At 68.3% G+C, this 26,324-nt stretch carries 21 protein-coding genes; 14 read left to right on the plus strand and 7 right to left on the minus strand.

From position 1 onward, the window contains the following. The first annotated feature begins 4 nt into the window (after nt 1–4). From AC1DDO_RS08475 to AC1DDO_RS08530, 12 genes are all read left to right on the plus strand, one after another. Nucleotides 5–751 (plus strand): sirohydrochlorin chelatase, encoded by a 747-nt coding sequence (locus AC1DDO_RS08475; protein ID WP_476866765.1) that lies wholly within the window; start codon nt 5–7, stop codon nt 749–751. A 131-nt stretch (nt 752–882) separates the two neighbouring features. Further along, nucleotides 883–2,622 (plus strand): nitrite/sulfite reductase, encoded by a 1,740-nt coding sequence (locus AC1DDO_RS08480; protein ID WP_476866764.1) that lies wholly within the window; start codon nt 883–885, stop codon nt 2,620–2,622. Further along, on the plus strand, nt 2,619–3,362 hold the full coding sequence (locus tag AC1DDO_RS08485) for a phosphoadenylyl-sulfate reductase (protein WP_476866763.1): 744 nt from the start codon (nt 2,619–2,621) through the stop codon (nt 3,360–3,362). Before AC1DDO_RS08480 ends, AC1DDO_RS08485 begins: the two co-directional genes overlap by 4 nt. Continuing rightward, nucleotides 3,359–4,426 (plus strand): sulfate adenylyltransferase subunit CysD, encoded by a 1,068-nt coding sequence (gene cysD / locus AC1DDO_RS08490; RefSeq protein ID WP_476971748.1) that lies wholly within the window; start codon nt 3,359–3,361, stop codon nt 4,424–4,426. Before AC1DDO_RS08485 ends, cysD begins: the two co-directional genes overlap by 4 nt. Next, nucleotides 4,426–5,850, plus strand: a complete 1,425-nt coding sequence (locus AC1DDO_RS08495; protein WP_476866761.1) for a sulfate adenylyltransferase subunit 1 — start codon at nt 4,426–4,428, stop codon at nt 5,848–5,850. Before cysD ends, AC1DDO_RS08495 begins: the two co-directional genes overlap by 1 nt. Nucleotides 5,851–6,131: 281 nt before the next feature. Continuing rightward, nucleotides 6,132–7,307 (plus strand): ABC transporter substrate-binding protein, encoded by a 1,176-nt coding sequence (locus AC1DDO_RS08500; RefSeq protein WP_476866760.1) that lies wholly within the window; start codon nt 6,132–6,134, stop codon nt 7,305–7,307. Between the two features lie 47 nt (nt 7,308–7,354). After that, nucleotides 7,355–8,080: an ABC transporter ATP-binding protein gene (locus tag AC1DDO_RS08505; protein ID WP_476866759.1), complete on the plus strand. Its 726-nt coding sequence runs from the start codon at nt 7,355–7,357 to the stop codon at nt 8,078–8,080. Next, nucleotides 8,070–9,020, plus strand: a complete 951-nt coding sequence (locus AC1DDO_RS08510; protein WP_441407731.1) for an ABC transporter permease — start codon at nt 8,070–8,072, stop codon at nt 9,018–9,020. The genes AC1DDO_RS08505 and AC1DDO_RS08510 overlap by 11 nt, the downstream gene beginning before the upstream one ends. A 180-nt stretch (nt 9,021–9,200) precedes the next feature. Further along, entirely contained in the window at nt 9,201–9,497 is a 297-nt protein-coding gene (locus AC1DDO_RS08515; protein ID WP_476866757.1) for a putative quinol monooxygenase, read from the plus strand. 162 nt (nt 9,498–9,659) lie between these two features. Then, a complete protein-coding gene (cobA, locus tag AC1DDO_RS08520) occupies nt 9,660–10,943 on the plus strand; it encodes a uroporphyrinogen-III C-methyltransferase (RefSeq protein WP_476866756.1) in 1,284 nt (427 codons plus the stop codon). Nucleotides 10,944–11,031: 88 nt separating this feature from the next. Then, nucleotides 11,032–12,498, plus strand: a complete 1,467-nt coding sequence (locus AC1DDO_RS08525; RefSeq protein WP_476866755.1) for an FAD-dependent oxidoreductase — start codon at nt 11,032–11,034, stop codon at nt 12,496–12,498. 147 nt (nt 12,499–12,645) lie between these two features. Continuing rightward, the gene (locus AC1DDO_RS08530; protein ID WP_476866754.1) at nt 12,646–13,647 is read left to right on the plus strand and encodes a DNA topoisomerase IB; all 1,002 of its coding nucleotides are present in this window, start codon (nt 12,646–12,648) and stop codon (nt 13,645–13,647) included. A gap of 15 nt (nt 13,648–13,662) precedes the next feature. Here the strand turns inward: AC1DDO_RS08530 and AC1DDO_RS08535 are convergent, their stop codons facing one another. The 6 genes from AC1DDO_RS08535 to AC1DDO_RS08560 all read right to left on the minus strand — a co-directional run bounded on the left by AC1DDO_RS08535 (nt 13,663) and on the right by AC1DDO_RS08560 (nt 22,173). Then, complete coding sequence (locus AC1DDO_RS08535; RefSeq protein WP_476866753.1) at nt 13,663–14,523, minus strand: DUF1206 domain-containing protein; 861 nt, start codon at nt 14,521–14,523, stop codon at nt 13,663–13,665. 85 nt (nt 14,524–14,608) lie between these two features. After that, nucleotides 14,609–17,377: a cation-translocating P-type ATPase gene (locus AC1DDO_RS08540; RefSeq protein ID WP_476866752.1), complete on the minus strand. Its 2,769-nt coding sequence runs from the start codon at nt 17,375–17,377 to the stop codon at nt 14,609–14,611. A gap of 29 nt (nt 17,378–17,406) precedes the next feature. Continuing rightward, nucleotides 17,407–18,237, minus strand: a complete 831-nt coding sequence (ppk2, locus tag AC1DDO_RS08545; RefSeq protein ID WP_476866751.1) for a polyphosphate kinase 2 — start codon at nt 18,235–18,237, stop codon at nt 17,407–17,409. A gap of 420 nt (nt 18,238–18,657) precedes the next feature. After that, nucleotides 18,658–19,338 carry a FadR/GntR family transcriptional regulator gene (locus AC1DDO_RS08550; protein ID WP_476866750.1) on the minus strand — a complete coding sequence of 227 codons (681 nt, stop codon included), beginning with the start codon at nt 19,336–19,338 and terminating at the stop codon, nt 18,658–18,660. Next, nucleotides 19,335–20,627 carry an MFS transporter gene (locus AC1DDO_RS08555; protein ID WP_476866749.1) on the minus strand — a complete coding sequence of 431 codons (1,293 nt, stop codon included), beginning with the start codon at nt 20,625–20,627 and terminating at the stop codon, nt 19,335–19,337. Before AC1DDO_RS08555 ends, AC1DDO_RS08550 begins: the two co-directional genes overlap by 4 nt. A gap of 103 nt (nt 20,628–20,730) precedes the next feature. Then, a complete protein-coding gene (locus AC1DDO_RS08560) occupies nt 20,731–22,173 on the minus strand; it encodes a PucR family transcriptional regulator (RefSeq protein ID WP_476866748.1) in 1,443 nt (480 codons plus the stop codon). 148 nt (nt 22,174–22,321) lie between these two features. Between AC1DDO_RS08560 and AC1DDO_RS08565 the strand changes: the two genes are divergently transcribed. Together AC1DDO_RS08565 and gabT are read left to right on the plus strand one after the other, a co-directional pair. Further along, on the plus strand, nt 22,322–23,752 hold the full coding sequence (locus AC1DDO_RS08565) for a gamma-aminobutyraldehyde dehydrogenase (RefSeq protein ID WP_476866747.1): 1,431 nt from the start codon (nt 22,322–22,324) through the stop codon (nt 23,750–23,752). A gap of 98 nt (nt 23,753–23,850) precedes the next feature. Continuing rightward, a complete protein-coding gene (gene gabT, locus AC1DDO_RS08570; protein WP_441407742.1) occupies nt 23,851–25,206 on the plus strand; it encodes a 4-aminobutyrate--2-oxoglutarate transaminase in 1,356 nt (451 codons plus the stop codon). 158 nt (nt 25,207–25,364) lie between these two features. On the opposite strand, the gene AC1DDO_RS08575 is transcribed toward gabT, so the two are convergent. Further along, complete coding sequence (locus tag AC1DDO_RS08575; RefSeq protein ID WP_476866746.1) at nt 25,365–26,135, minus strand: AMIN-like domain-containing (lipo)protein; 771 nt, start codon at nt 26,133–26,135, stop codon at nt 25,365–25,367. Nucleotides 26,136–26,324: the final 189 nt, after the last annotated feature.

Below are 26,324 nucleotides of genomic sequence, written 5' to 3' on the forward strand. Positions count from 1 at the left end.
GGCTATGAATAGCCCCATCCTGATCGCCTGCGCCCATGGCACGTCCAGCCCGAACGGAGCCGCGGAGGTCAACGCGCTCCGGGACGGGATCGCCGGGCTCCGTCCGGGACTGGACATCCGCGAGGCCTACGTCGACGTGCAGGATCCGGACCTGCCGGCCGTCGTCGCGGGGCTCCCGGCTGGGGAGCGCGCCGTCGTGGTTCCGCTGCTGCTCAGCGTCGGCTACCACGTCAAGGTGGACATCGCCCGGGCCGTGAAGAGCCGGCCGGACACCCTTGCCGCCGCGCCGCTGGGCCCGGACCCGCGCCTCGCGGCGCTGCTGGACCAGCGCCTGCGCGAGGCCGGCGTGACGGACAACGACGCCGTGGTCCTCGCCGCCGCCGGTTCCTCCGATCCCAACGCCTCGAAGAACGTCGAGGAGCTCGCCGACCAGCTCCGGGCGCTGCGGTCCAACCGGATCGTGGCGGGGTATGGCGCCTCGGCCAAGCCCTCGGTCCCCGAGGCCGTTGCCATGCTCCGCGAGGAGGAGGCCGGCGGCGCGGGTGCGGGGGAGTCGGCCGGGGCGGTGGACCTGGGCGGACGGGTGGTGATCGCCTCCTATCTCCTGGCGCCCGGCTTCTTCCATGACCAGCTGGCCAAGGCCGGCGCGGACCTGGTGACGGCGCCGCTCCTGCCCTCGCCCGTCCTCGCCGAAATTGCGCTGGAACGCTACGACGCGGCGCTGGCGGCAGCCTCCCAGCCACCGGACTGACCGTCCCCGCCGATGCACAGGCGCCCGGATCGATCAATGCTTTCGGGCGGTTCGTGACGAAATGTTTCCCTAGGTGACTTCCCGTTTCCGACCCTTTGTGACGGCATTACGGCCACCCCTACAGTCGATGCATGACTGATACAGCTCTAGCCGGAGCGTCCACGGACAAGCCCTCGCGCCCGGCCCGTGCCTCCCGGCCCGCCGCCAAGCCCCACGGCCAGTGGAAGGTCGACGGAACCACGCCGCTGAACGCCAACGAAACCTGGAAACAGGAAGACGACGGCCTCAACGTCCGCGAACGTATCGAGTCCATCTACTCCAAGGACGGCTTCGACTCCATCCCGGGCCAGGACCTGCACGGCCGCTTCCGCTGGTGGGGCCTGTACACCCAGCGCAAGCCCGGGATCGACGGCGGCAAGACCGCCACGCTTGAGCCGCACGAGCTCGAAGACAAGTACTTCATGCTCCGCGTGAGGATCGACGGCGGCGCGCTCACCACCGAGCAGCTGCGCGTCATCGGCAACATCTCGGTCGACTTCGCCCGCGACTCCGCCGACCTCACCGACCGCCAGAACATCCAGCTGCACTGGATCCGCGTGGAAGATATTCCCGAGATCTGGAAGCGGCTCGAAGGCGTGGGCCTGTCCACCACCGAAGCCTGCGGCGACGTTCCCCGCGTCATCCTCGGCTCGCCCGTGGCCGGCATCGCGAAGGACGAAATCATCGACCCCACCCCGCTCATCGCCGAGCTGGGCGAACGGTTCATCGGCAACCCGCTGCTGTCCAACCTGCCGCGCAAGTACAAGACCGCCATCACCGGCCACCCCAGCCAGGACGTGGTGCACGAGATCAACGACTTCGCCCTCGTCGGCGTCAAACACCCCGAACTCGGCATCGGCTACGACCTCTGGGCCGGCGGCGCCCTGTCCACCAACCCGATGCTGGGCAAGCGCCTCGGCGCCTTCGTCACCCCCGAGCAGGCTGCCGACGTCTGGCTCGGCGTCACCAGCATCTTCCGCGACTACGGGTACCGCCGCATGCGCACCAAGGCACGCCTGAAGTTCCTCATGGCCGACTGGGGCCCGGAGAAGTTCCGCCAGATCCTCGAGGACGAGTACCTCGGCTACAAGCTGGCCGACGGTCCCGCCGCGCCCAAGCCGTCCACCCCGGGCGACCACGTGGGCGTGCACGAACAAAAGGACGGCAAGTTCTTCATCGGCGCCACCCCCATCGCCGGCCGCCTCTCCGGCAGCCAGCTGGTGAAGCTCGCGGACACTCTCGAGGCCCGCGGCTCCCACCGCCTGCGCACCACCCCGCACCAGAAGCTCGTGGTGCTGGACGTGCCCAAGGACGAGGTTGAGCCGCTCGTGGCAGAACTCGACGCCCTGGGCCTGTCCGCCCGGCCGTCCGTCTTCCGCCGCGGCACCATCGCCTGCACCGGCATCGAGTACTGCAAGCTGGCCATCGTGGAGACCAAGGTCACCGCGGCCACCGCCGTCGCCGAACTGGAACGCCGCCTCGCCGACCTCGCGGACAGCGGCCAGCTGCCCCACGCACTGTCCCTGCACATCAACGGCTGCCCCAACTCCTGCGCCCGCATCCAGACCGCGGACATCGGGCTCAAGGGCATGATGCTCCCCACGCCCGACGGCGACCCCAGCCCGGGTTTCCAGGTCCACCTCGGCGGCGGGCTGGCGTCCTCGGACCGCGAAGAGGCCGGCCTCGGACGCACCGTCCGCGGACTCAAGGTCTACGTTGCGGACCTGCCGGACTACGTGGAACGCGTGGTGCGGAAGTTCGTGGCGGACCGCGCCGAAGGCCAGACCTTCGCCGAATGGGCCCACGCGGCTGAAGAGGGTGATCTGCAGTGACCGAGGCTCAGCCGCTGGCAGGCGGTGCCGCCCCCGTCGCACTCCGCTCCCATGAGGAGCTCAAGGCCCTCGCCGAGGCCGGCTCCGCCGAGCTCGGCTGGGACGCCCCGGCCCGTGACGTCATCGCCTGGGTGGCCCGCAACTTCGAGCTGCCCGCCGTCGCCGTCGCCTGCTCCATGGCCGACGCCGTCCTGCCGGCGCTGGTCGCGGACCAGCTTCCCGGCGTCGACGTCCTGTTCCTGGAGACCGGCTACCACTTCCCGGAGACGTACGCGACGCGCGACGAGGTCGCGGCCAACCTGCGCGTCAACGTCGTGGACGTCCTCCCGGAGAACACCGTGGAACAGCAGGACCGGCTCCTGGGCAAGGACCTCTTCGCCCGCGACCCCGCCCAGTGCTGCGCCCTGCGTAAAGTCGCGCCCCTGCGCCGCACCCTCGCCGACTACGAGCTCTGGTTCACCGGAGTCCGCCGGGACGAGGCCCCCACCCGCACCAACACCCCGCTGATCACCTGGGACGAGGCCAACGGACTGGTCAAGGTCAACCCGGTGGCGGCCTGGACGTTCGACCAGCTGGTGCAGTATTCCGACGACAACCTCCTGCCCGTCAACCCGCTGCTTTCACAGGGCTACCCGTCCATTGGCTGCCAGCCTTGCACCCGCAAGGTAGCGCCCGGCGATGATCCCCGCGCCGGCCGCTGGGCAGGAACCGACAAGACAGAATGCGGACTACACGTATGAGCACCCAAATCACCAACGAGGACCTGGAGCTGTCTGTGCTGGACAACGACGCTGCTGAGACGCCGATTGCCGCCCAGGGAGTGGCATCGGGCCTGTCGGAGCCGCGCGCTGGGCTGATCGAAGATCAGCCCAGCGGCGAAGGGGCGGGGGCGGCAATCGGCGACTCAAGCTCACGCCTCTCCAGCCTGGACACCCTCGAGTCCGAGGCCATCCACATCATCCGCGAGGTGGTCGCCGAGTTCGAGAAGCCGGCGCTGCTGTTCTCCGGCGGCAAGGATTCCGTGGTCATGCTGCACCTGGCCACCAAGGCCTTCTGGCCCGGCAAGGTGCCCTTCCCCGTGCTGCACGTGGACACCGGCCACAACTTCCCCGAGGTCATCGATTTCCGCGACCGCACGGTGGAGCGGCTGGGCCTGAAGCTGGTTGTCGGCTCCGTCCAGGAGTTCATCGACTCCGGTGAACTGGCCGAACGCGCCGACGGCACCCGCAACCCGCTGCAGACCGTCCCGCTGCTGGACGCGATCCAGCGCAACAAGTTCGACGCAGTCTTCGGCGGCGGCCGCCGCGACGAGGACAAGGCCCGCGCCAAGGAACGGATCCTGAGCCTGCGCGACGAATTTGGCCAGTGGGACCCCCGCAACCAGCGGCCCGAGCTGTGGAACCTGTACAACGGCCGGCACACCGTGGGCCAGCACGTCCGTGCGTTCCCGATCAGCAACTGGACCGAACTGGATGTGTGGCGCTACATCGAGCGCGAAGGCATCGAACTGCCCGGCCTGTACTACGCCCACGACCGCGAAGTCTTCGCCCGCGACGGCATGTGGCGCGCAGTCGGCGAGGTCTCCCAGCCGCGCGAGAACGAGGAAGTCATCACCAAGACCGTCCGGTACAGGACCGTCGGGGACATGTCCTGCACCGGCGCCGTGGAATCGGCCGCCGCCACCGTGCAGGATGTCGTCATTGAGGTTGCCGCCTCGACCATCACCGAACGTGGCGCCACTCGGGCCGATGACCGCATCTCCGAGGCCGCCATGGAAGACCGCAAGAAGGACGGCTATTTCTAATGAGCACGGAAACGTTTCTCCCGGACCCGGACCTGGTGTCCGCGGCGCTGCCCACCACCCTGTTCCGCTTCGCCACTGCTGGCTCGGTCGATGACGGCAAGTCCACGCTGGTGGGCCGGCTCCTGCACGACTCCAAGGCGATCCTCGCCGACCAGCTCGACGCCGTCGCCCGCACGTCCGCGGACCGCGGCTTCGGCGGGGCCGGGGCCACCGGCACGAAAGCGATCGACCTCGCACTGCTGACCGACGGCCTGCGCGCCGAGCGCGAGCAGGGCATCACCATCGACGTCGCCTACCGCTACTTCGCCACGGACCGCCGCAGCTTCATCCTGGCGGACTGCCCCGGTCACGTGCAGTACACCAAGAACACGGTGACCGGCGCGTCCACCGCGGACGCCGTCGTCGTGCTCATCGACGCCCGCAAGGGTGTCCTGGAGCAGACCCGCCGGCACCTGTCCGTGCTGCAGCTGCTGCGCGTGGCGCACGTGATCGTGGCCGTGAACAAGATCGACCTTGTGGACTTCAGCGAGGACGTGTTCCGCGAAATCGAGGCGGACGTCCAGCGGGTCGGGCGCGAGCTCGGGCTGGGGTCCGACGGTGTCGCCGATCTCCGGGTCATCCCGGTGTCCGCGCTCGACGGCGACAACGTGGTGGACGCGTCGGAGCGCACCCCCTGGTACACCGGGCCGGCGCTGCTGGAAGTCCTGGAGACGCTGCCGGCCGCCGACGAGCTCGAAAGCCACCTGGAGAGCTTCCGCTTCCCCGTCCAGCTGGTCATCCGGCCGCAGGGCGCGCTGGCGCCGGACGCGATCGCAGCCGGGCTCGACGCCGAGGCGTACCGCGACTACCGCGCCTACGCCGGGCAGATCACCGAAGGTTCGGTCAAGGTGGGGGACCAGGTCAGCATCCTGACCCCGGGCCAGGCCCCGCGCACCACCACGGTCACCGGGATCGACTTCGCGGGCAGCGAGCTCGCCGAGGCGGCCGCCCCGCAGTCCGTAGCACTGCGCCTGGCCGACGAGTTCGACGTCGCCCGAGGCGACACGATCGCCGCTGCCGGCACCGTGCGCGAAAGTAGCGCGGACCTGTACGCCGCCCTGTGCTGGCTCTCGCCCAAGCCGCTCCGCGAGGGCGCCAAGGTGCTGGTCAAGCACGGCACCCGCACGGTCCAGGCCCTGGTCCGGAATGTGACAGGCAAGGTGGACCTCGCCAGCTTCGGCCTGGAACCGACGTCCACCCTGGAGCTGAACGACATCGGGCACGCGCAGCTTCGGCTCGCCGCCGCGCTGCCGCTGGAGAACTACCTGCACCACCGCCGCACCGGGGCGTTCCTGGTGATCGACCCGCTCGACGGCAACACCCTTGCCGCCGGCCTGGTCAATGACCACCCGGGAGACCACGAGGACGAGCGCTACGCGATCTGACGCCCCTCCTCACGGGTGCAGCCTGTTTCCTTGCCCGCAGCAATTGCCGCGGGCCAGGAAACAGGCTGCAGTCTTTTTCGGCCGAATATGACGCTGCATGAACTTGCGTGACCCCCGGTTTCCGGGCCATTGAACCGCGTTTATGACACTCCCTATGGTGAATGAATGACGACGACGGAACGGTTCCACGGTCTTGTCGACGGGGATCTTCGGGGGCGATGTCGCCGGCGCTGACCACCCCGCCCGGCCTTTCCGCACAGACCCAGAACAGGATTCAGCCCATGTCACCCACACCCGAAAACCGTGAGCCCACGCAGCCCGGCACAACCCGGATCGTCGCCGGCGAGACCGGCAAACCCAAACGCAAGCGCACCCTGGAGATCGCCCTCGTAGCGGGACTCGTGATCCTGATCGGCGCCGGCGCAGCCGTGGCATCCTCGCTGTCCCGCGCCCCGGAAACCGCCCCGGCAGTGGCCGCCGGGGACACCAGCCCGGCCACCGAACTGCGGCTCGGCTACTTCAACAACATCACCCACGCCCCGGCCCTGGTCGGCGTCAGCAAGGGCCTCATCGCCAAGGACCTTGGCGCAACCAAGCTCACCACGCAGACCTTCAACGCCGGCCCCGCCGCGATCGAGGCCCTGAACGCCGGCGCCATCGACGCCACCTACATCGGCCCCAACCCGGCCATCAACTCCTACATCAAGAGCAAGGGCGAATCGGTCAGCATCATCGCCGGCGCCGCGGCAGGCGGAGCCCAGCTGGTGGTCAAGCCCGGCATCAACTCACCGGCCGATCTCAAGGGCAAGACGCTCGCGTCCCCGCAGCTTGGGGGCACCCAGGACGTGGCCTTGCGTGCCTGGCTCGGCCACCAGGGTCTGAAGACCTCCACCGACGGCGGCGGTGACGTCGCGATCAACCCGACCGAGAACGCCCAGACCCTGAAGCTGTTCCAGGACGGCAAGCTTGACGGCGCGTGGCTGCCGGAGCCTTGGGCCTCCCGCCTTGTCCTGCAGGCCGGCGCGAAGGTCCTGGTGGACGAGAAGGACCTGTGGGACAAGGGCGAGTTCATCACCACCGTCCTGATCGTCAACAAGAAGTTCGCGGCCGAGCACCCGGCCACCGTGCAGGCGCTCCTGAAGGGCCATGTTGAATCGGTCAACTGGCTCAATGCGGCGCCCGCCGCCGAGAAGGCCACCGTCCTCAACGACGCGCTCAAGGCAGCGGCCGGCTCGCCGCTTCCGGCCGATGTGATCGACCGGTCCCTGAAGAACATCGCCTTCACCACGGACCCGCTCGCCGGGACGTACAAGAAGCTGCTCCAGGACGGCGTCGACGCCGGAACCACCAAACCGGCCGACATCAACGGGATCTTCGACCTCACAGCGCTCAACAGCGTCCTGGCTGAGACTGCGGCGGGCCAGAAGATTTCCGCCGAAGGACTGGGCAAGGACTAGCTCCTTAGCCTCCAGCCGCCACCCGCAACAACAGTTAGGACCTGACCATGCCAGTCGTACTGGAAAACCTGGGCAAGCGCTTCGGCGACGGCGCCCCGGTGCTGGACGAGGTCAACGCCACCATCGGGCAGGGCGAGTTCGTCGCCCTGCTCGGTGCGTCCGGCTGCGGCAAGTCCACCCTGCTCAACATCATGGCGGGACTGGAGGCACCGACGTCGGGGGCCCTGGAAGTGCCCAGCGACGGCGCCGCCTTCATGTTCCAGGACTCAGCACTCTTCCCGTGGCTCACTGCCCGGGAAAACGTGGAACTGGCGCTGAAGCTGCGCGGGCTCGGGAAGGCCGAGCGGCGGACCAAGGCCGGCGAACTGCTCGACCTCGTGCACCTGGGCAGCGCGGGGGACAAACGCCCGCACGAGCTCTCCGGCGGCATGCGACAGCGCGTGGCCCTGGCCCGTTCCCTGGCCCAGGACCGGCAGCTGCTGCTGATGGACGAGCCGTTCGCCGCCCTGGACGCCATTACGCGCGACCTGCTCCATGACGAGCTGGAGCGCATCTGGAAGGAAACCGGCCGCACCATCGTCTTTGTCACCCACAACGTCCGCGAGGCCGTCCGGCTTGGCCAGCGCGTGCTGCTGCTCTCCTCCCGGCCCGGCCGGGTGGTGCAGGAATGGCACGTCACCGAAGAGCACCGCACCGACGCAGGCTTGGCCGGCCACCTGACCGGCGTCATCACCGCCCGGCTTCGCGAGGAGATCCGCCGCCATGCCAAGTAACCAACTACCCGTAGCCGAAGCTGTGGCGGACGCCCCCGCCGAGACCCGCAAAGTCCACGCGGCCCTGACCCGTTCCTCCACCGGCAAGGAAGACCTGCGGCAGCTCGAATCCGGGCTCGATTCGCTCCAGTCCGATGCTGTACGCAAGGCCGGCATCGACTGGAGCCGGATCCTGCTCCCGGTGGCTGCCCTGGTGGTGCTTGTCCTCATCTGGCAGGTGTACGTCTCCCTTGGCTACAAACGCCGGGACATCGTGCCCGGGCCAATGGATGTCGTTGGGCAGATCGGCACCCTGTGGGGTGAGGGCAAGCTGCAGCAGGCCGTCTGGACCTCGCTGCAGCGCGGCGTCGTGGGCTTCCTGATCAGCGTGGTCGTCGCGACTCCGGTGGGGCTCCTGCTGGCGCAGGTGGCCCCGCTCCGGCGCGCCTTCGGTCCGCTGATCTCCGGGCTGCAGGTCCTGCCGTCCGTGGCCTGGGTGCCCGCGGCCATTCTCTGGTTCGGCCTGACCGACGCCACAGTGTATTTCGTGGTGTTCATGGGCGCCATCCCCTCCATCATCAACGGGCTCATCTCCGGCGTGGACCAGATCCCGCCGCAGTACCGCAGCGTCGGCAAGGTCCTCGGGGCGTCCCGGCTGCAGCTGGCCCTGCAGATCATCCTCCCGGCGGCCCTGCCCGGATACCTCAGCGGCCTCAAGCAGGGCTGGGCGTTCTCCTGGCGCTCGCTCATGGCAGCGGAGATCATCGCCGTCGGCGGCACCATCGGCTTTGGCCTGGGCTCCATGCTGGACCAGGGCCGTGCCCTGTCCGACATGACCGTCGTGATGTCCGCGATCCTGCTGATCCTCGGCGTCGGCATCCTGATCGAACTGCTCGTGTTCGCCCCGATCGAAAAGCGGCTCCTCCGCCGCCGGGGCCTCCTGGCGGGCAGCACCCGCTAAGGCACACCACACCACCAGCAGGGCCCGACGGCGACCACCGCCGTCGGGCCCTGCTGCGTTCCCGGGAGGCATCCGGGACCTCCCTGTCGGGACCTCCTTGTCGGGGTTCCGGCAGGGGCCTACACTCACGCCTATGGGCCGGGTTGTGCCCATTCCACGACTGACTCCAAGGAGGTCGCTGTGGCAGCAAAATTTGGCGTGCTGGCCCTGCTCGAAGCCAAGGCGGGGAAGGAACAGGACGTCTGGGACTTCCTCAACGGGGGCCGCGAGATCGTGCTCAACGAGCCGGGAACCCGTACCTGGTACGCCTTCCGGGTCAATGAGAACACCTTCGGCATCTTCGACACCTTCGATACCGAGGAGGACCGTCAGGCCCACCTCACCGGCGCCATCCCCGCCGCCCTCGGCGAGCACGGTCCTGCCCTGCTCGCCAAGGACCCGGACATCAAACTGATCGAACTCATCGCAGTGAAATAATCGCAGTGAAATAATCCCAGTGAAATAGCAGTGACATCACCGTGAAATAGCGGCGCAGGGTCCCGGAATGGCCCGGTCCCCAATGTGACGTGGCGTTACCTTGCGTGAACTGGTGTTTCCGCACCGTTGTTCCGCAATGTGACGCCGCCCTATCGTCGATGCATGGCAATTCAGGACATTTACCCCACGGCGCTGCGCCTCCTCGGCCGTCCCGTGCTGGTGGTCGGGGCAGGACCGGTGGCCGCCCGGCGCACCAAGGGGCTGCTCGACGCCGGAGCCCGCGTCACCGTTGTGGCCCCGGTTGCCTGCCCGGCCCTGGCTGAACTTGCCGACGCCGGCCTCGTGAACTGGGAGCCCCGCCACTACCGCCCCTCCGACGTCGACGGCGTCTGGTTCGTCCAGACCGCCACCGGCGACGCCGCCGTGGATGCGCAGGTTTCGGCCGACGCCGAGGCGCAGCGCATCTGGTGCGTCAACGCCTCCGACCACGAAGCGTCCGCGGCCTGGACGCCCGCCGTCGCCGTGGTGGACGACGTGAAGATCGCCGTCAACGCCGGCGGGGACCCGCGCCGCGCCATGGCCCTGCGCGACGCCGTCGCCACCGCACTGGACACCGGGGACCTGCCGCTGCGCAGGCGCCGTGTCTCCGGCGCAGGCGCCACCGGATCTGTTGCCCTCGTGGGCGGCGGTCCCGGCGACACCGGACTGATCACCGTGCGCGGCCGCCGGCTCCTGGGCCAGGCCGACGTCGTGGTTGCGGACCGGCTCGGCCCCCGCGAACTGCTCAACGAACTCGCCCCCGACGTCCGCGTGATCGAGGTCGGCAAGAATCCGGGCCACCATCCCGTCCCGCAGGCGGAAATCAACCGGATCCTGGTCGATGAGGCCCTGCAGGGCCACCGCGTGGTCCGGCTCAAGGGCGGCGACCCGTACGTTTTGGGCCGCGGCGGCGAGGAAGCCGAATTCTGCCGGCAGCACGGCGTCGAGGTGGAAGTGGTTTCCGGCGTCACGTCGGCCATCTCCGTCCCGGCCGCCGCGGGCATCCCCGTCACGCACCGCGGGCTCGCCAAGGGCTTCAGCGTGGTCACCGGCCACGAGGAACTCTCCGAGGTCCCGGCCCGCGCCGACCACACTGTGATCCTGCTCATGGGCGTGGGCCAGTTGCGCGATTCCGCAGCCTCCTTGGCCCGCGCCGGTTTGCCTCCGGAGACGCCTGTTGGCATCGTAGAGAATGGATACCTGCCCAACCAGCGGGTGACCATTGGAACTCTCGGGACCATCGCGGATCAGGCGGAGGCCGCCGGCGTCGCGAACCCCGCCGTGATCGTGATCGGCGACGTGGTCCGCGTCAGCCCGTTCGCGCCGTCGCACTTCAGGACCGCGGACTACAGCACCACCTCCCCGAACGCTCCCCGCACCACCAAGACCCGCGTACTGACCCCGTAAAGTCCGTCGATTGCTCCATAACTGCCGTTATCAAGCCTCAAAAGGGCGTTTGTGGAGCAACGGATGCAGAAGAAAAAGGAACACAGCCGTGTCAACGAACACCCCTGTAGGAACTGCCGCCCGCCCGCTGCGCGTCGCCGTCGTCGGCTCCGGTCCCGCCGGCGTCTACGCCGCGGACATCCTGACCAAGAGCGAGGCCGTCAAGAGCGGCGAGCTCACCGTCAGCATCGACCTCTTCGACCGCTACCCGGCACCCTACGGCCTGATCCGCTACGGCGTTGCCCCGGACCACCCCCGCATCAAGGGCATCGTCAACGCGCTGCACAAGGTCCTGGACCGCGGCGACATCCGCTTCTTCGGCAACGTGGACTACGGCACCGACCTGTCCATCGATGACCTCCGCACCCACTACGACGCCGTCATCTTCGCCACCGGCGCCATCAAGGACGCGGACCTGAACATCCCCGGCATCGAACTCGAGGGCTCCTACGGCGGCGCAGACTTCGTCTCCTGGTACGACGGCCACCCCGATGTGTCCCGCGAATGGCCGCTGGACGCCAAGGAAATCGCCGTGATCGGCAACGGCAACGTGGCCCTGGACGTGGCCCGCATGCTCTCCAAGCACGCCGACGACCTCCTGGTCTCCGAAATCCCGGACAACGTCTACGCCGGCCTGAAGTCCTCGCCCGTCACGGACGTGCACGTCTTCGGCCGCCGCGGCCCGGCCCAGGTCAAGTTCACGCCCCTGGAACTGCGCGAACTCTCGCACTCCAAGGACGTCGACATCATTCTCTACGCCGAGGACTTCGAGTTCGACGCCGAGTCCGACCGGCAGATCCAGAGCAACAACCAGACCAAGACCATGGTGGGCACCCTCACCAACTGGATCGCCGAGCAGCCCGAGGACCTCTCCGAGCTCAAGGCCTCCCGCCGGCTGCACCTGCACTTCCTGCACAGCCCGGTGGAGGTGTACGACGGCGCCGAGACTCCCGGCCGCGTCGCAGGCATCAAGTTCGAGCGCACCGAACTGGACGGCACCGGCAACGCCCGCGGCACCGGCGAGTTTGTCGACTACCCGGTCCAGGCCGTGTACCGCGCCATCGGCTACTTTGGCTCCGCACTGCCCGAGGTCGAGTTCGACCACAGCAAGGGCGTTGTCCCGAACGACGGCGGCCGCGTCCTGGATGCCGCCGGCACCCACGTCCCGGGGATCTACGCGACCGGCTGGATCAAGCGCGGGCCGGTGGGACTGATCGGCCACACCAAGGGCGACGCCCTCGAAACCGTGACCTACCTGCTCGAGGACCGCGCCAACCTGCCGCTGGCCGCGGCGCCCGCCCCGGAGAAGATTGTCGAACTCCTGGAGGGCCGCGGCATCCAGTACACCAGCTGGGAAGGCTGGCTGGCGCTCGACGCCCACGAGCGCGGCCTCGGCGAGACGGCGACGGCGGCCGGCCCGTCCTTCGGGGTCGAGGTCACCCGTGAGCGCATCAAGGTGGTCCCGCGCGAGGAAATGGTGGCGATCTCCCGCGGCGGAGTGGCCGCGGAGGTCTAGCCTCAACAGCACAGCGCCCGAAGCGCACCAGCACAGAGCAACGCGGGGTCACTCCGCGCCCTTCCCGGACGGGATTATGGGCGCGGAATGACCCCGCGTTGTTTGTTGTGCGTGGAAACCCGGGTGATAGTCAGTAGGCTTACCGTCATGAGGCTCCGTCACAGCAACGCGTCCGGCCGCGGGTACCGCCGGGTACCCGCCGGGACCGGCTTCAGCTACAAGGATTTGGACGGGTCCACCCTGCCGCCGGGTCCCGTGCGGGACCGGCTTGAGGGCATCGGGATCCCGCCGGCCTGGACCGACGTCTGGATTGCCCCGTACGACAACGGGCACATCCAGGCCACGGGACTCGACGCGGTGGGCCGGCGGCAGTACATCTACCATCCGGGCTGGCGGGAGCGGAAGGACCGGCTGAAGTTCGACCGTTCGCTCCAGCTGGCCGAGACCCTGCCGGCCGCACGCCGCCTGGTGACCATGGACCTGCGCTCCGAGGGGCTGACCCGGGAACGCGTGCTGGCCGCCGCCTTTCGGATGCTCGACAGCGGGTCGCTTCGGGTCGGCTCCGAGCGCTACACCAACGAAAACGGCAGCCGTGGCCTCGCCACCCTGCTCTGCGCCCACGTCACGGTCCACAAGGACGAACTCCGGCTCAGTTTCCCGGCCAAGAGCGGCAAGACCTGGGAGTCGCGGATCGACGACGCCGACCTCGCCGCCGTCGTGCGCCAGCTCAAGCGGCGCGGCGGCAAGGCACGGCTGCTCGCCTACAAGGCCGGCCGCCGCTGGCATCCGGTGTCCAGCGCGGACATCAACGAGTACGTCAAGGAGCGCACGGGGGAGGACTTCACGGCCAAGGACTTCCGCACCCTGCGCGGGACGGCGACGGCGGCCGTCAGCCTGGCGCGCAGCGGCCCGCAGGCGAAGAAATCGACCCGGAAGAGGGCGGTCAGCCGCGCCATGGTTGACGCGTCCGCGGTCCTTGGCAACACACCGTCGATCGCCCGGAAAAGCTACGTGGATCCGCGGCTGCTGGACCACTTCGCCGCAGGGGAGACGATCGATGCCAGGCGGCTGGATTCCGCCGAATCCGAAATCCGGGCCCTGCTCTACCAGGAAGGCGACGTGGTTCCGCTGCGGAAGGCCGCAGGCTAGCCGCACCTGAAGAGGCTACATCCGGCCGAAGCGCGCCCGCACCAGGGCGAACGCGCCGTAGGCAATGAAGCCCGTGCCGATCGCCAGGAGCAGGTACGGGCCGAACGGGTGGTCCCGCAGTGCCTTGAGGCTGCCGTCCAGGCCGGTGGACGAACCGGGGTTGTTGGTGGCCGCGGCGATCACGAACAGCAGCCCGGTCAGGATCAGCGCCAGCCCTTTCGCGACGTGCCCGGCGACGCCGAGCATACTGATCAGCCTGCCGCGGCGGGTGCCCTCGAAATGGTGCAGCTCCTCCTTGAACTTCTTCCCGAGGCCCTTGGCGATGAAGTACACGCCGATCCCGATGATGACCAGGCCCAGGCCGACCAGGGCCGGAACCCCGAACGGGGACCGGACCAGCGCCGTGCTGAAGTCCCGCGTGGAGTCGCCGGAATCGCCGCGCTGGCCGAGCGCGAAGCCGGCGAAGCTCAACCCAACGCTGCCGTACGCGACGGCCAGGAAACCGGAGGAAATGAGCTTGCCCAGCCGCTCGCCGCGCGGCAGGTGCCGGGCCCGCAGGGTGGCCTCGCTCAGCTGCCAGAGCGAAAGCCCGGCGCAGGCCGCGCAGGAAGCCCACATGACGGCAGGACCCCAGGGGTTGGCCGCGAGTTGTTCGATAGCGCCGGTGGGGTCGGCCTGTCCGGGGACCCCCAACACCAGGGCGATGGCGATGGCCCCGATCACGATGTGAAGCAGCGCCATCACTGCGAAACCCGACCGTGCGGCGACGTCGAGCCAGATGCTGTTCGACGCCGCCTCGGCGGCGTCCGCGGCGCCGTCGATGACGGAATCGCTTCCTGACTTTTCCTCTGCCGTAGCGATGCCGCTTAACCTCATCCGGTCCGGTGAAACTCTCTTGTGCCCACGGCGCTGCCCACGGCGTTGCCTGTGGCCCTGATTCTACGCGCGGAGGCTCACAGCGTCAGGCAGGAACGGCCGGCGCCAGGACCTTGGCCCTGTCAGCACTATGCCGGGCCCGCAGGATCACCTTGAACAGTTCGCCCAGGAGCAGCAGCACCACGGCCGGCACCAGACAGATCAGCCACTGCGCCCCGTTGAGCTGCACGGTGGCGAACAGGTCCTGCAGCACGCGCATCTGGGTGATCAGCATCGAGCCGACCACTGCCCAGCCGAACGCCCAAAGCAGCTTCGGGTTGGACACGGTGGACGGGCCGAACGCGCTCTCCTCGGGGAATCGCAGGTTGAGGGCCACGGTAATGTTCATCAGCCCTAGGCCAACTATGGCCATGGTCTGCCCTACCTCCAGCGAACCGTAGCTGGCCTTGCCGATCTGCACGAGGACCAGGGTGGCGGCCGCCATGAACAGCCCGACGACGAACAGGCGCACCATCATCGACCGGACGATGATCGGCTGATTGAACGGACGGGGCTTCCGGTCCATGATGCCCGGCGTCGCGAGGTCCAGGCCCATCACGGCGCCGATGGGGGCGACGATCGCCATGTGGATCCACAGCACCTGGGCCGGGCTGAGCAGCGCGGTGCCGGCGATCGCGAACGCCGACGAGCCGATGAAGGCCAGGATGAACATGAACAGGTTGGCGACCTGGATACGGATGAACTTCTGCAGGTTGTCGTACACGAGCCGGCCCTGCTCGACCGCGGTCACGATCGTGGCGAAGTTGTCGTCGGCGAGGATCATTTTGGCCGCACCCTTGGCGACGTCGGTGCCGGTGATGCCCATCGCGATCCCGATGTCGGCCGCCGCGATGGCCGGCGCGTCGTTGACGCCGTCGCCGGTCATGGCGACGACGTTGCCCTTGCGCTTGAGCACTTCGACCAGCCGGACCTTGTGCTCGGGCGCCACCCGGGCGATCACGCCGATCCCATCCACCTGGCTGTCGGCCTCGGAATCGCTCATGGCCGCGAACTCGGCGCCGGTGACCGCGCGCCCCCGGATGCCGAGCTCGTCGGCGATCGCGGCCGCGGTGATGGCGTGGTCGCCGGTAATCATCCGGACCCGGATGCCGGCGTGTTTGGCCTTGGCGATGGCGGCCACGGCTTCGGCGCGCGGCGGGTCCACCTCGCCGATCAGCGCCGAAATCTCCAGGTCCTGCATCAGCGCCATGAGGTCGCCCGAGGGCTGGAACGTGGCCGGGTCGAATTCGCGCTGGGCCAGGGCGAGCACCCGCCGGCCCTGGCTGGCGATCCGTTCATTGGCGGCCAGCACCTTCCCGCGCATTTCCTCGGTGAGGGTCTCCGCCCGTCCGCCCGGCATCCGCCCGGACGAGGACCTGTTGAGGACGACGTCGGGTGCCCCCTTCACGTACGCCCGGATCACGGGCTTGCCGTCGGCGCCCGGCATCAGGTGGAACGTGGCCATGAACTTGTAGTCGGAGTCAAAGGGCACGGACGCCACCCGCGGGTTGTTCCTGCGGAACTCCCGGACGTCCACGCCGCCCTTCTGCGCGAGCACGTACAGCGCCGCCTCGGTGGGATCGCCGATGACCTCGCCGTTTTCGATATCGGAGTCGTTGCACAGCGCACACGGGAACATCACGTAATCCAGGTCGCGTTCGGCGTCGCCGGTGGTCCGCTGGATCTGGCCCTCGAAGCTGTAGCCCTCGCCGCTGACCGTGTAATGGTGCTGGACGGTCACGACTTCCCGCACCGTCATCTGGTTCAGGGTCAGGGTGCCGGTCTTATCGGAGTTGATGGCCGACGTGGAGCCGAGGGTCTCCACCGCGGGCAGGACCTTCATGATGGCGTTCTTCTTGGCCATGTTGACCGAGCCCACGGACAGGATTGTGGTGACGACGGCGGGAAGCGCATCCGGGATCGAGCCGACCGCCAGGGCCACGCCGATCCCGAACAGCACCGCGAAGCTTTCGCCCTGGGCCAGGCCCATCACCACGATCGCGACGAAGGCGAAGAGGGCCGCGATGATGATGAAGATCGTGAGCCGGTCCACCTGCTTGGTGAGCGGGGTCTTCTCCTCCTTCTGGCCAGAGAGCATGTGGGCGATGTGGCCGACTTCCGAGCCCATGCCCGTGGTGGTCACGAGGATCTCGCCGTGGCCCCGGGTGACGTTGGTGTTCATGAATGCCATGTTCACCCGGTCGCCGATGCCGACGTCGTGCCGGCTGATGGCCCCGACTTCCTTCTCGACGGCGACGCTTTCGCCCGTCAGCGCGCCCTCTTCGATCTGGAGGGTCGCGGCCAGAATCACCCTGCCGTCGGCGGGGACGCGGTCACCGGCGTCGACCACCACGATGTCGCCGGGCACAATCTGCTCGGAGGGGATCTCCGCCATGTCACCGTCGCGGCGCACCTTGGCCATGGACTTCATCATCTGCCCCAGGGAAGCGGCGGCCGCCTCGGCCTTGCCTTCCTGGTGGTAGCCCAGCCACGCGTTGAACAGCGTCAGCAGGGCAAGCCCGATCGCGGTCCCGTACTCCTCGATCAGCAGGCTCACCAGGGCGGCGACGACGAGCACGATCTGCATGTAGTCCCGGTAGTGCTTGAAGAACCGCTTCCAGACCGGCTCCTGCTTCGCGGCGGCCAGGGCGTTGGGGCCGTACTCCTGCAGCCGCTGCTCGGCCTCTGCCGCGCTCAGCCCGCTGGCCGGGTCCACCCTCAGCTCGGACGCCACGTCCGCTGGTGCCATGGAGTACCAGGTTGCGTCCGCTTCGGCCGCGGCCAAGTCTGCTGCTGCTCCGGGATTGTCGGTCATGACTTTCCTCCTCGTGGCCGGGACGGTGCTCAGAAAGGTGTCGGGATGTGCCGGACGGCCAGCGTGGGTTCGCGGTAGTCGCCGGCCTTCTGGCGCTTGGGGAGCTCGACGTCGAGGCCCGGGAACGGCTCATAGGGCACCTGGCTGAGCAAGTGGCTGATGATGTTGAGCCGGCCCCGCTTCTTGACGTCGTTGTGCACGACGTACCACGGCGCCCAGGCGGTGTCGGTCGCTTCGAACATGGCGTCCCTGGCCCGGGAGTAGTCGTACCAACGTTTGTACGACTTCAGATCCATGGGGGAGAGTTTCCAGGTCTTGCGGGGATCATCTATCCGGCTCTCCAGGCGCCGGGTCTGCTCGTCGGCGCTGACCTCGAGCCAGTACTTGATCAGGATGATTCCAGCATCGACCATCGCCTTCTCGAAGATCGGCGTCATGTTCAGGAACCTTTCGGTCTCCTCCGGGGTGCAGAAGTTCATCACGCGCTCCACACCGGCACGGTTGTACCAGCTGCGATCAAAGATGACCACCTCGCCGCCCGCCGGAAAGTGGGACATGTAGCGCTGGAGGTACATCTGGGATTTCTCCCGCTCCGTCGGGGTGGGGAGCGCCACCACCCGGAACACCCGGGGGCTCACCCGCTCGACGATGCGCTTGATCGTGCCGCCCTTGCCGGCCGTGTCGCGGCCTTCGAAGACGATGCAGACCTTGGCTCCCGTGGACTTCACCCACTCCTGCATGGCGACCAGCTCGCCTTGCAGGACGGCCATCTCCGCCTCGTACTCCTTGCGGGGCATTTTCTTCCGGGCCCGCTCGTCCTGTCCTTCGGCGCGCCTGGCCTTTTTCTTCTTCTTGCCCACCTTCGACCTCCTCGCGGCGTACTTGCTGAGGCAAAGCACAGCAGGCACCGCCGCACGCGGCGAGGCTGTCATCCGGCCGGACTGTCATCCGGCGAGACTGGCACCTTTGTCCGGGGACTGGGGTGCAAGCAGGTGACCCTTTTTCGGGCACCCTCGTGCAGCGTCCTACCACTCTTAGTGTTGACCGTGGCCGGGGCCCGGTCTACGGCACTAAGACCCTATTGACGGGCCGCTGAGCCCCCGCCGAAGTCGAGCCGGCCCCTGCTGCTGGGCGCAGGGACCGGCCGTCCGGACTCGGCGTTGAGGCCGACGGTGACGCGAATCCGCGTGCCCGCGGGCCAGGCTGTGAGGCCGGTGCGCGAGTGGCGGGCGCCACTGAGACAGAGCATCTTCCGGCCACCTTGGGAAAACCCTCGGCAACTACTCCTGCAGCCATTCGGCGCAGGAATTCAGGTTCCGCGTGACGCTCTCGACGGCGGCCGCCTCGTCGCCGGCGGCAATCGCGGCCACGAGTTCGTCGTGGCCCTCAAGCGGGAGGCCGTTGAATCCTGCTCGCCGCTGCTGGCGGAGCAGGTCATTGTGGAAAACTCCGCCGAAGCTGACATACAGCTCATGGAGCAGCGGGTTGGCGGACGCCTGCGCCACCCGCGCATGGAAGTCCCAGTCGGCGCGGGCCCAGGCTGCGTAGTCTCCGGCCAGCCAGGCGTCCCGGCGTGCCGTGAGCAAATCGCGCAGGGCACTGACGTCCTCGGCCGTCGCGTGGCGGGCGGCAAGGCGGGCGGCCTGGGTGTCCAGTCCGACCCGGACCTCGAGGATGTGCTCCTGGGAGTGGTCCTGGTACATCCGCTGCGTGGCGCCGGCGATCTCGCTGGTGGCGCGGACGTACGTGCCGTCCCCGCGCCGGACCTCAAGCATGCCGCTGTGCGCGAGCGCCTTGATGGCCTCGCGCAGGGTGCCGCGGGAAACCCCGAACGCGGCCATCAATTCCGGTTCGGCCGGAATGCGCTGCTGCAGTGGCCACTCGCCCGAGTGGATCAGTTCCCGGAGCTTGGCGGTGATTTCCTCCGCCAGCGGGGGCCGGTGCGAGGCGGTAAGAGTCATGGCCGGGTCCTTGCCTCGGAGCGCAGTTCGGCGGAGCGCCGTTCGGCGGCCCGCCGTTCCTTCTCGCGCATCTCTTTCGGCCCGGCCGACAGGAGATGGCCCACCACGATCTGGCCGAGGGCCACGGCCAGCAGCAGCGCCAGGGGCAGGGTCCAGGAGTTGGTGGCGCTGTGCAGCAGGCCCATGCCGAACGGCCCCAGCGTCGCCAGCAGATAGCCGGCGGACTGGGCCACGGTGGACAGCGCGGTGGTCTCGGCCGTGGTGCGGCCGCTGCGGCTGATCATCACCATGACCAGCGGGAAGATGCCGAGCCCGAAGCCCAGCAGCACCGCGGTCAGCGGAGCCCAGGTAGCCGGCAGGACCAGCATGGCCAGGACGCCGAGGGCCATGGTGACGGTGGCCAGGTAGAACGCTGTGCGAAGCATCCGGGGGCGCGAGCCGATGGCCACCAGCACCATGCCGGCGGGGACGGAGACGAGCTGCATGAGTCCGAACATGAGCCCGCTGTCAGAGGCGGTGAGGCCCATCGTGGCCAGCATGTAGGGGAACCAGCTGAGCACGGCGTAGGCCAGGAGCGCCTGCACGGTGAATCCGAGGGTAATCAGCGCGCCGGTGCGGGTCCGCAGCAGGGGCCACGGGGAAACCCTGGCGGCCTTGCCGGCGGTTGCGTTGCGGTGGGCGTGGACCGCGATCGGCACGAAGCCGAGGCAGGCGCCCAGGGCAAGGAGGCCGATTGCGCCGACGCCCGCCGATGGAGAGCCCAGGGCGGTGGCCATCGGAACGATCAGCACGGCGGTGACCGTGGCACCGGTGGTCATGGTCAACGTGTAGACGGCGGTCATGAGGGAGGTGCGGTCCGCGAAGTGCACCCTGATGAAGGACGGCATGGCCACGTTGCAGATAGCGAGCCCGGACATCCCCGCCACGGTCCCGGCCAGGAGCATTCCGGTGGACGGAACGCCGCGGAGCAGCAGACCCGCGGCCAGCATCACGAGGGAGAGCAGGATGGCTTTTTCCAGCCCCAGCTGCCGGGTGAGCCAGGACGTGGCAGCCCCGGCCACCGCGAAGCACAGCGTGGGGATCGAGGGGAGCAGGGCCGCGATGAAAGGCCCGTAGCCCAGGACGGCCTGCAGGTCGTGGAAGAGGGCGGCTGCGCCGGTGATCCCTGCGCGCAGGTTGAGCCCGATGAGCACGAGCGCCACGACGCCGGCCACGATCACCCCGCGCGGACGGCCGGCACCGGGTGGAGCTGTCTGGGAAAGTGCGGAAACCGCCGTGCTGCTAGCCATATCTAAAGGTTAGACGTTTGATGTTTGAGCGTCAGCCTTTAGTGGCGAATATCTCTGCGAGTGACAGCGGCTTGGGGGCCGGGGTCGAGCGGGGCGGTGTGCGTCAGCGCGGCTGCCGGGCGCTGAGCCGCTGCACCGCCAGCGCGAGCCAGAGCTGCACCCGGTCCGGTGTCTGGGCCGGGTCGTAGCCGGTGAGTTCGGTGATCTGCGCCAGCCGGTAGCGGACCGTATTACGGTGCAGGGTGAGTTCCTCGGCGACAGCCGCCACCGAGCCGTTGTTGACGAGGTAGCTCTCCAGCGTGGCCATGAGTTCGGCGCCGTGGGCTGCGTCAAAGGCCCGCAGCGGGTTCAGCGATTCGTTGGCCATGTCCGCCAGCGGGACGTCTTCACTGGCCAGCAGCAGCGAAGTCAGGCTCAGCCGCTCCGGCTCGTTGACCGGCAGGCCGTGGCTGGACGCGTCGCGGGCCTCGAAATAGCTCCAGCGCAGGCCGTTGGGTTTCGTGTAGGCCCCGCCAATGCCGATCGTGGCGTGGATCCCGGCTTCGGCCAGATGGTCGCTGAGGCTGCGGGCCAGGGCGCTGGCGCCGCTGCCGTCGTCGGGGATCACCACCACGAGGTCCTTCCCGACGGCGGCGCTGACCGCCGCCTCGAGCGGCTGGGGCAGGGAGGAACTCCCCAGCTGTTTCTGGTGGGCGGCCGACTCGGCGAGCAGGACCACGTTCTTGCGGGTGCTGTTGATCCCGACGCCGGCGAGGCGCCGGGTGGCTTCGCTGGACTCCAGCGTGCCGTGGATGACGTCGTCGAGGACCTGTCCGGCCAGGGCCCGCTGCGCCTGCCGCTGCTTGACCATGTTGTTCAGTTCAACGCTGATCAGGTTTTGGGCGTAGCCCACGATGCCCGAGTCCTCAAAGGGCTGCTTTACCCACAGCGTGCAGGCGTCGCGGCGGCCCGTGGGGATGGGGTAGGATGCCCAGCCCTCGGCCTTGGGCGCCGGGTGGCCGGGCACGCTGTTGTACAGCTGGGCGGTGAACTGGGTCAGGACGATCTCGGTCCGCAGCATCGAGCCCAGGTGCTTCAGGAGTTCGGCGAGGCCGCCACCGGTCAGCAGGGCCCGGGCCAGGATCTGGTGCCCGGCGATGAGCCGCTCAAGCTTCACCAGGTGGTCCGCGGACTGGGCGTCGGCCACGAGCTTACCGATCGCGATGAACGGCGTCTCGTAGGGCACTTCCACCACCGGCAGCCCCCACCGGTTGGCCTCGGCGATAAGGGCCGGAGGTACGGCGTCGTGCGTCAGTCCTACCCCGAACCCGATTCCCACGGCCCCGGCCCGCTGGACCTGCCGCACGAAGCGGCGCTGTTCGGCGGCGCTCTTGAGCCGCATTCCGGTGGTCAGGATCAGTTCGCCGCCGTTGAGGAACCGCTGCGGGTCCTCCTGTTCGGTGACGGCCACCCAGAGGATGTCCTGGTGCCAGGTGGTTTCGGCGAGGCCGGCCTTGGTGAGATTCAGGGAGGGAACTCCCAGCAGGGCAGCGAGTGAAATGGCCATGGATTCAGGATAGCCGGGTGCTGGTCAAGCGCACTAAACTCTTGCTGGCAAGGTGTGCAGGTGCCTATTCCCTGGCTTGCCCGGCTGGCATAGGCTCGTGACCAGTCACACACATCCGTCATTGGCAGTAAGAAAGAGGTTGTACACCGTGGTCCAAACCTTGCAGAACTTCATCAACGGCGAGTTCGTCACCCCCGCCGGCACAGGGATGCTGCCCATCGTCAACCCCACCAACGGCGACGTGGTGGCACAGTCGCCGATCTCGGTGCAGGCCGACGTCGACGCCGCCATGACGGCAGCCAGGAACGCCTTCAAGACCTGGAAGCACACCACGCCGGGGCAGCGGCAGCTCATGCTGCTCAAGCTCGCGGATGCCGTCGAGGCCAACAGCGACGAGCTCGTGGACGCCCAGCACCGCAACACCGGCCAGGTCCGCTCCCTGATCGCCTCCGAGGAAGTCGCCGCGGGCGCCGACCAGCTGCGCTTCTTCGCCGGCGCGGCCCGCATCATGGAAGGCAAATCCGCCGGCGAGTACTTCGAAGGCCACACCTCCTACGTGCGCCGCGAGCCGATCGGCGTCGTGGCCCAGGTGGCCCCGTGGAACTACCCGTTCCTCATGGCCATCTGGAAGATCGGGCCCGCCCTGGCCGCCGGCAACACCGTGGTCCTCAAGCCCTCGGACACCACCCCGGAGTCCACCCTGGTGCTGGCCCGGCTCGCCGGCGAGATCTTCCCGGCCGGCGTCCTGAACGTTGTCCTGGGCACCGGCGAGACCGGCGCCATGATGGTCGAGCACAAGGTCCCCGGCCTGGTCTCCATCACCGGTTCCGTCCGCGCCGGCATCGCCGTCGCCTCGGGCGCCGCCAAGGGACTCAAGCGCGCCCACCTGGAACTCGGCGGCAAGGCCCCGGCCATTGTGTTCGCCGACGCCGACATCAAGAAGAGCGCCGCGGCGATCGCCGAGTTCGCCTTCTTCAACGCCGGCCAGGACTGCACGGCGATTACCCGCGTCCTGGTCCAGGATTCGGTGCACGACGACGTCGTCGCCGCCATGGTCGAGCACACCAGGACCCTGCACACGGGCTCGCAGAACGATGAAGACAACTACTTCGGTCCGCTGAACAACGTCAACCACTTCAACGCGGTCACCTCCGTCGTGGAGCACCTGCCGGCGAACTGCAAGATCGAGACCGGCGGCCACCGCGCGGGCGAGAAGGGCTTCTTCTTCGAACCCACCATCGTCACGGGCGCCAAGCAGACCGATGACATCGTCCAGAAGGAAACGTTCGGCCCCGTCATCACGGTGCAGAAGTTCAGCACCGAGGACGAGGCAGTGGAACTGGCCAACGACGTCGAGTACGCCCTGGCGTCCAGCGTCTGGACGACCAACCACGGCACCGCCATGCGCCTGAGCCGTGACCTCGACTTCGGCGCCGTCTGGATCAACACCCACATTCTCCTCACCGCCGAAATGCCGCACGGTGGCTTCAAGCAGTCCGGCTACGGCAAGGACCTGTCCATGTACGGCGTGGAGGACTACACCCGCATCAAGCACGTCATGAGTGCGCTCGACGCATAACGCCGTCGCATAAACGCGGATGCAGAACACAGCAGCCGCATAACTCAACCTGACGCATAACTCGCGCGCCTCAACCGCACGCTTAGGAAGGCCTTCCCATGACCACCACCGCACATGACATCACCTACCGGCTCGAGCAGAAGCGCCGCGTCCAGGCCGACTTCCCGGGCCCCAAGTCCGTTGCCCTGACCGAGCGCCGCAAGGCGGTCGTCGCGGCTGGTGTCGCGTCCAGCGTCCCGGTCTTCGTGGCCGACGCCGACGGCGGCATCATCCACGACGTCGACGGCAACTCCTTCATCGACCTCGGCTCCGGCATCGCGGTGACCAGCGTCGGCGCCTCGGACCCCGCCGTCGTCGGTGCCGTGAAGGAAGCCGTGGAGCACTTCACCCACACCTGCTTCATGGTCACGCCCTACGAAGGCTATGTCGCCGTCGCCGAGCAGCTGAACCGCCTCACCCCGGGTGACCACGAAAAGCGCACGGTGCTGTTCAACTCCGGCGCCGAGGCTGTCGAAAACGCCGTCAAGGTTGCCCGCCTGGCCACGGGTCGGGACGCCGTCGTCGCGTTCGACCACGCCTACCACGGCCGTACCAACCTGACCATGGCGCTGACCGCCAAGGCCATGCCGTACAAGACCAACTTCGGCCCGTTCGCGCCCGAGGTCTACCGCATGCCGATGAGCTACCCGTTCCGCGAGGAAAACCCGGAGATCACCGGTGCCGAGGCCGCCAAGCGCGCCATCACCATGATCGAGAAGCAGATCGGCGGCGAGCAGGTTGCCGCGATCATCATCGAGCCCATCCAGGGTGAGGGCGGCTTCATTGTCCCCGCCGATGGCTTCCTGCCCGCCCTGGCTGCCTGGGCCAAGGACAAGGGCATCGTTTTCATCGCCGACGAGGTCCAGTCCGGCTTCTGCCGCACCGGCGAATGGTTCGCCGTGAACCACGAGGGTGTTGTCCCGGACATCATCACCATGGCCAAGGGCATCGCCGGCGGCATGCCGCTCTCCGCCATCACCGGCCGCGCCGACCTCCTCGACGCCGTCCACCCGGGCGGCCTCGGCGGCACCTACGGCGGCAACCCGGTAGCCTGTGCAGCCGCGCTGGCCTCGATCGGCTCGATGGAGCAGTACGACCTCAACGCCCGTGCCAAGCACATCGAGGAGATCGCCCTCGGCAAGCTCCGCGAACTTGCCAACGAGCAGTCCGTGATCGGTGACGTCCGCGGCCGCGGCGCCATGCTGGCCATTGAACTCGTCCAGGCCGGTTCCAAAGAGCCGAACCCGGAGCTGACCAAGGCCGTCGCCGCAGCCTGCCTCAAGGAGGGTGTCATCATCCTCACCTGCGGCACCTACGGCAACGTCATCCGGCTGCTGCCGCCGCTGGTGATCAGCGACGAGCTGCTGCTGGACGGCCTTGCGGTCCTGGCCGCGGCCATCAAGGCCAACGCCTGATCCACCCCTGAAACAAGCCGCCGGGAGGGCGATCCCTTCCCGGAGGCCGGCCTTCCGGTAGACAACGCAGGAGCCGCGGACACACCGTCCGCGGCTCCTGCGTTGTCTTATTTGGTCCCGCGTCTTCCGGCCCTGGCCCCGGGCTGGAATCTGCGGCGCTATTTCCAGGCCGACGAGTCCAGCTGGATCGCCACCACGTACAGGTGCTGGCCCTGCTCGATCTTTTCCACCTCAGAGACGCGAACCTTCGTCTCCGGGACCGTGTTCATCTGACGGCCGACGCCGATTCCGTAGCTCAGCACGCCCTCGAAGTCCCCGGCCGGCGCGTAGCTGGTGAGCGCCTGGTATCCGATTGCCGGTGGCGGCGCGCTGGTCACGGTGCTGGCCGTGCCGTCCGCAGTGTGCGACTGGGCGCCCCGGAACGTTACCTCCAGGATGGTGCCCGTACCGGGCATCGGAATGGGCAGGCCGCTGCCGTCGGCGACGAGTTCGGGGACCACTTCGAGGTCGTAGCTGGGGAATCCGCCGGAGAACCGGAAGCTCAGCTGGTCATACGGCGGGGTGTCGGAGGGGTGCTGGCCCGCGCCGATCGCGTAGAGGGCTGGCAACGGGGACGCCGGCGGAGGCGCGATAGGCACCGGGTTCTGGTGGTCCGTGTGGATCGGTGTGGTCGGCCCGGGCACCGACCAGTCGTGGGCGACCGTCGAGGAAATCACCTTGTCGCCAGGTTGCGGCGGTGCCGTTTCGTCAGCGTCGCCGGTCGGCAACGGCCTCGCGGTGGCCGTGGTTGTCGGGGACTGCGACGGCGGCGGGCTGCCGGCCGCGGGCTGCGGGGCCGGCGTCGTGCAGGCGGTCAGGACCACCAGGAGCGCCAGGGTTCCCAGCCCCGCTGTCCGCGACCCGGTCCTGCGGTTGCGGATGGCGTTCATGGTCCTCTCCCCTCGACCATCCCAGCGTAGGCGCGGAAGATTGTGCTGCTCAGGGCCATTGGTCACCACCTTTCGGGGGGCTGCTGGACTAGAGTCATCCATATCCACTGCAGGAACGCAGACCGGCCGACGTCGCCCGGAACCCCCGGGGCGCAGCTGGCATCTGCCACAGACCCATAAGGGGTTCAT

This window comes from Arthrobacter sp. 10N43 (assembly GCF_056394525.1).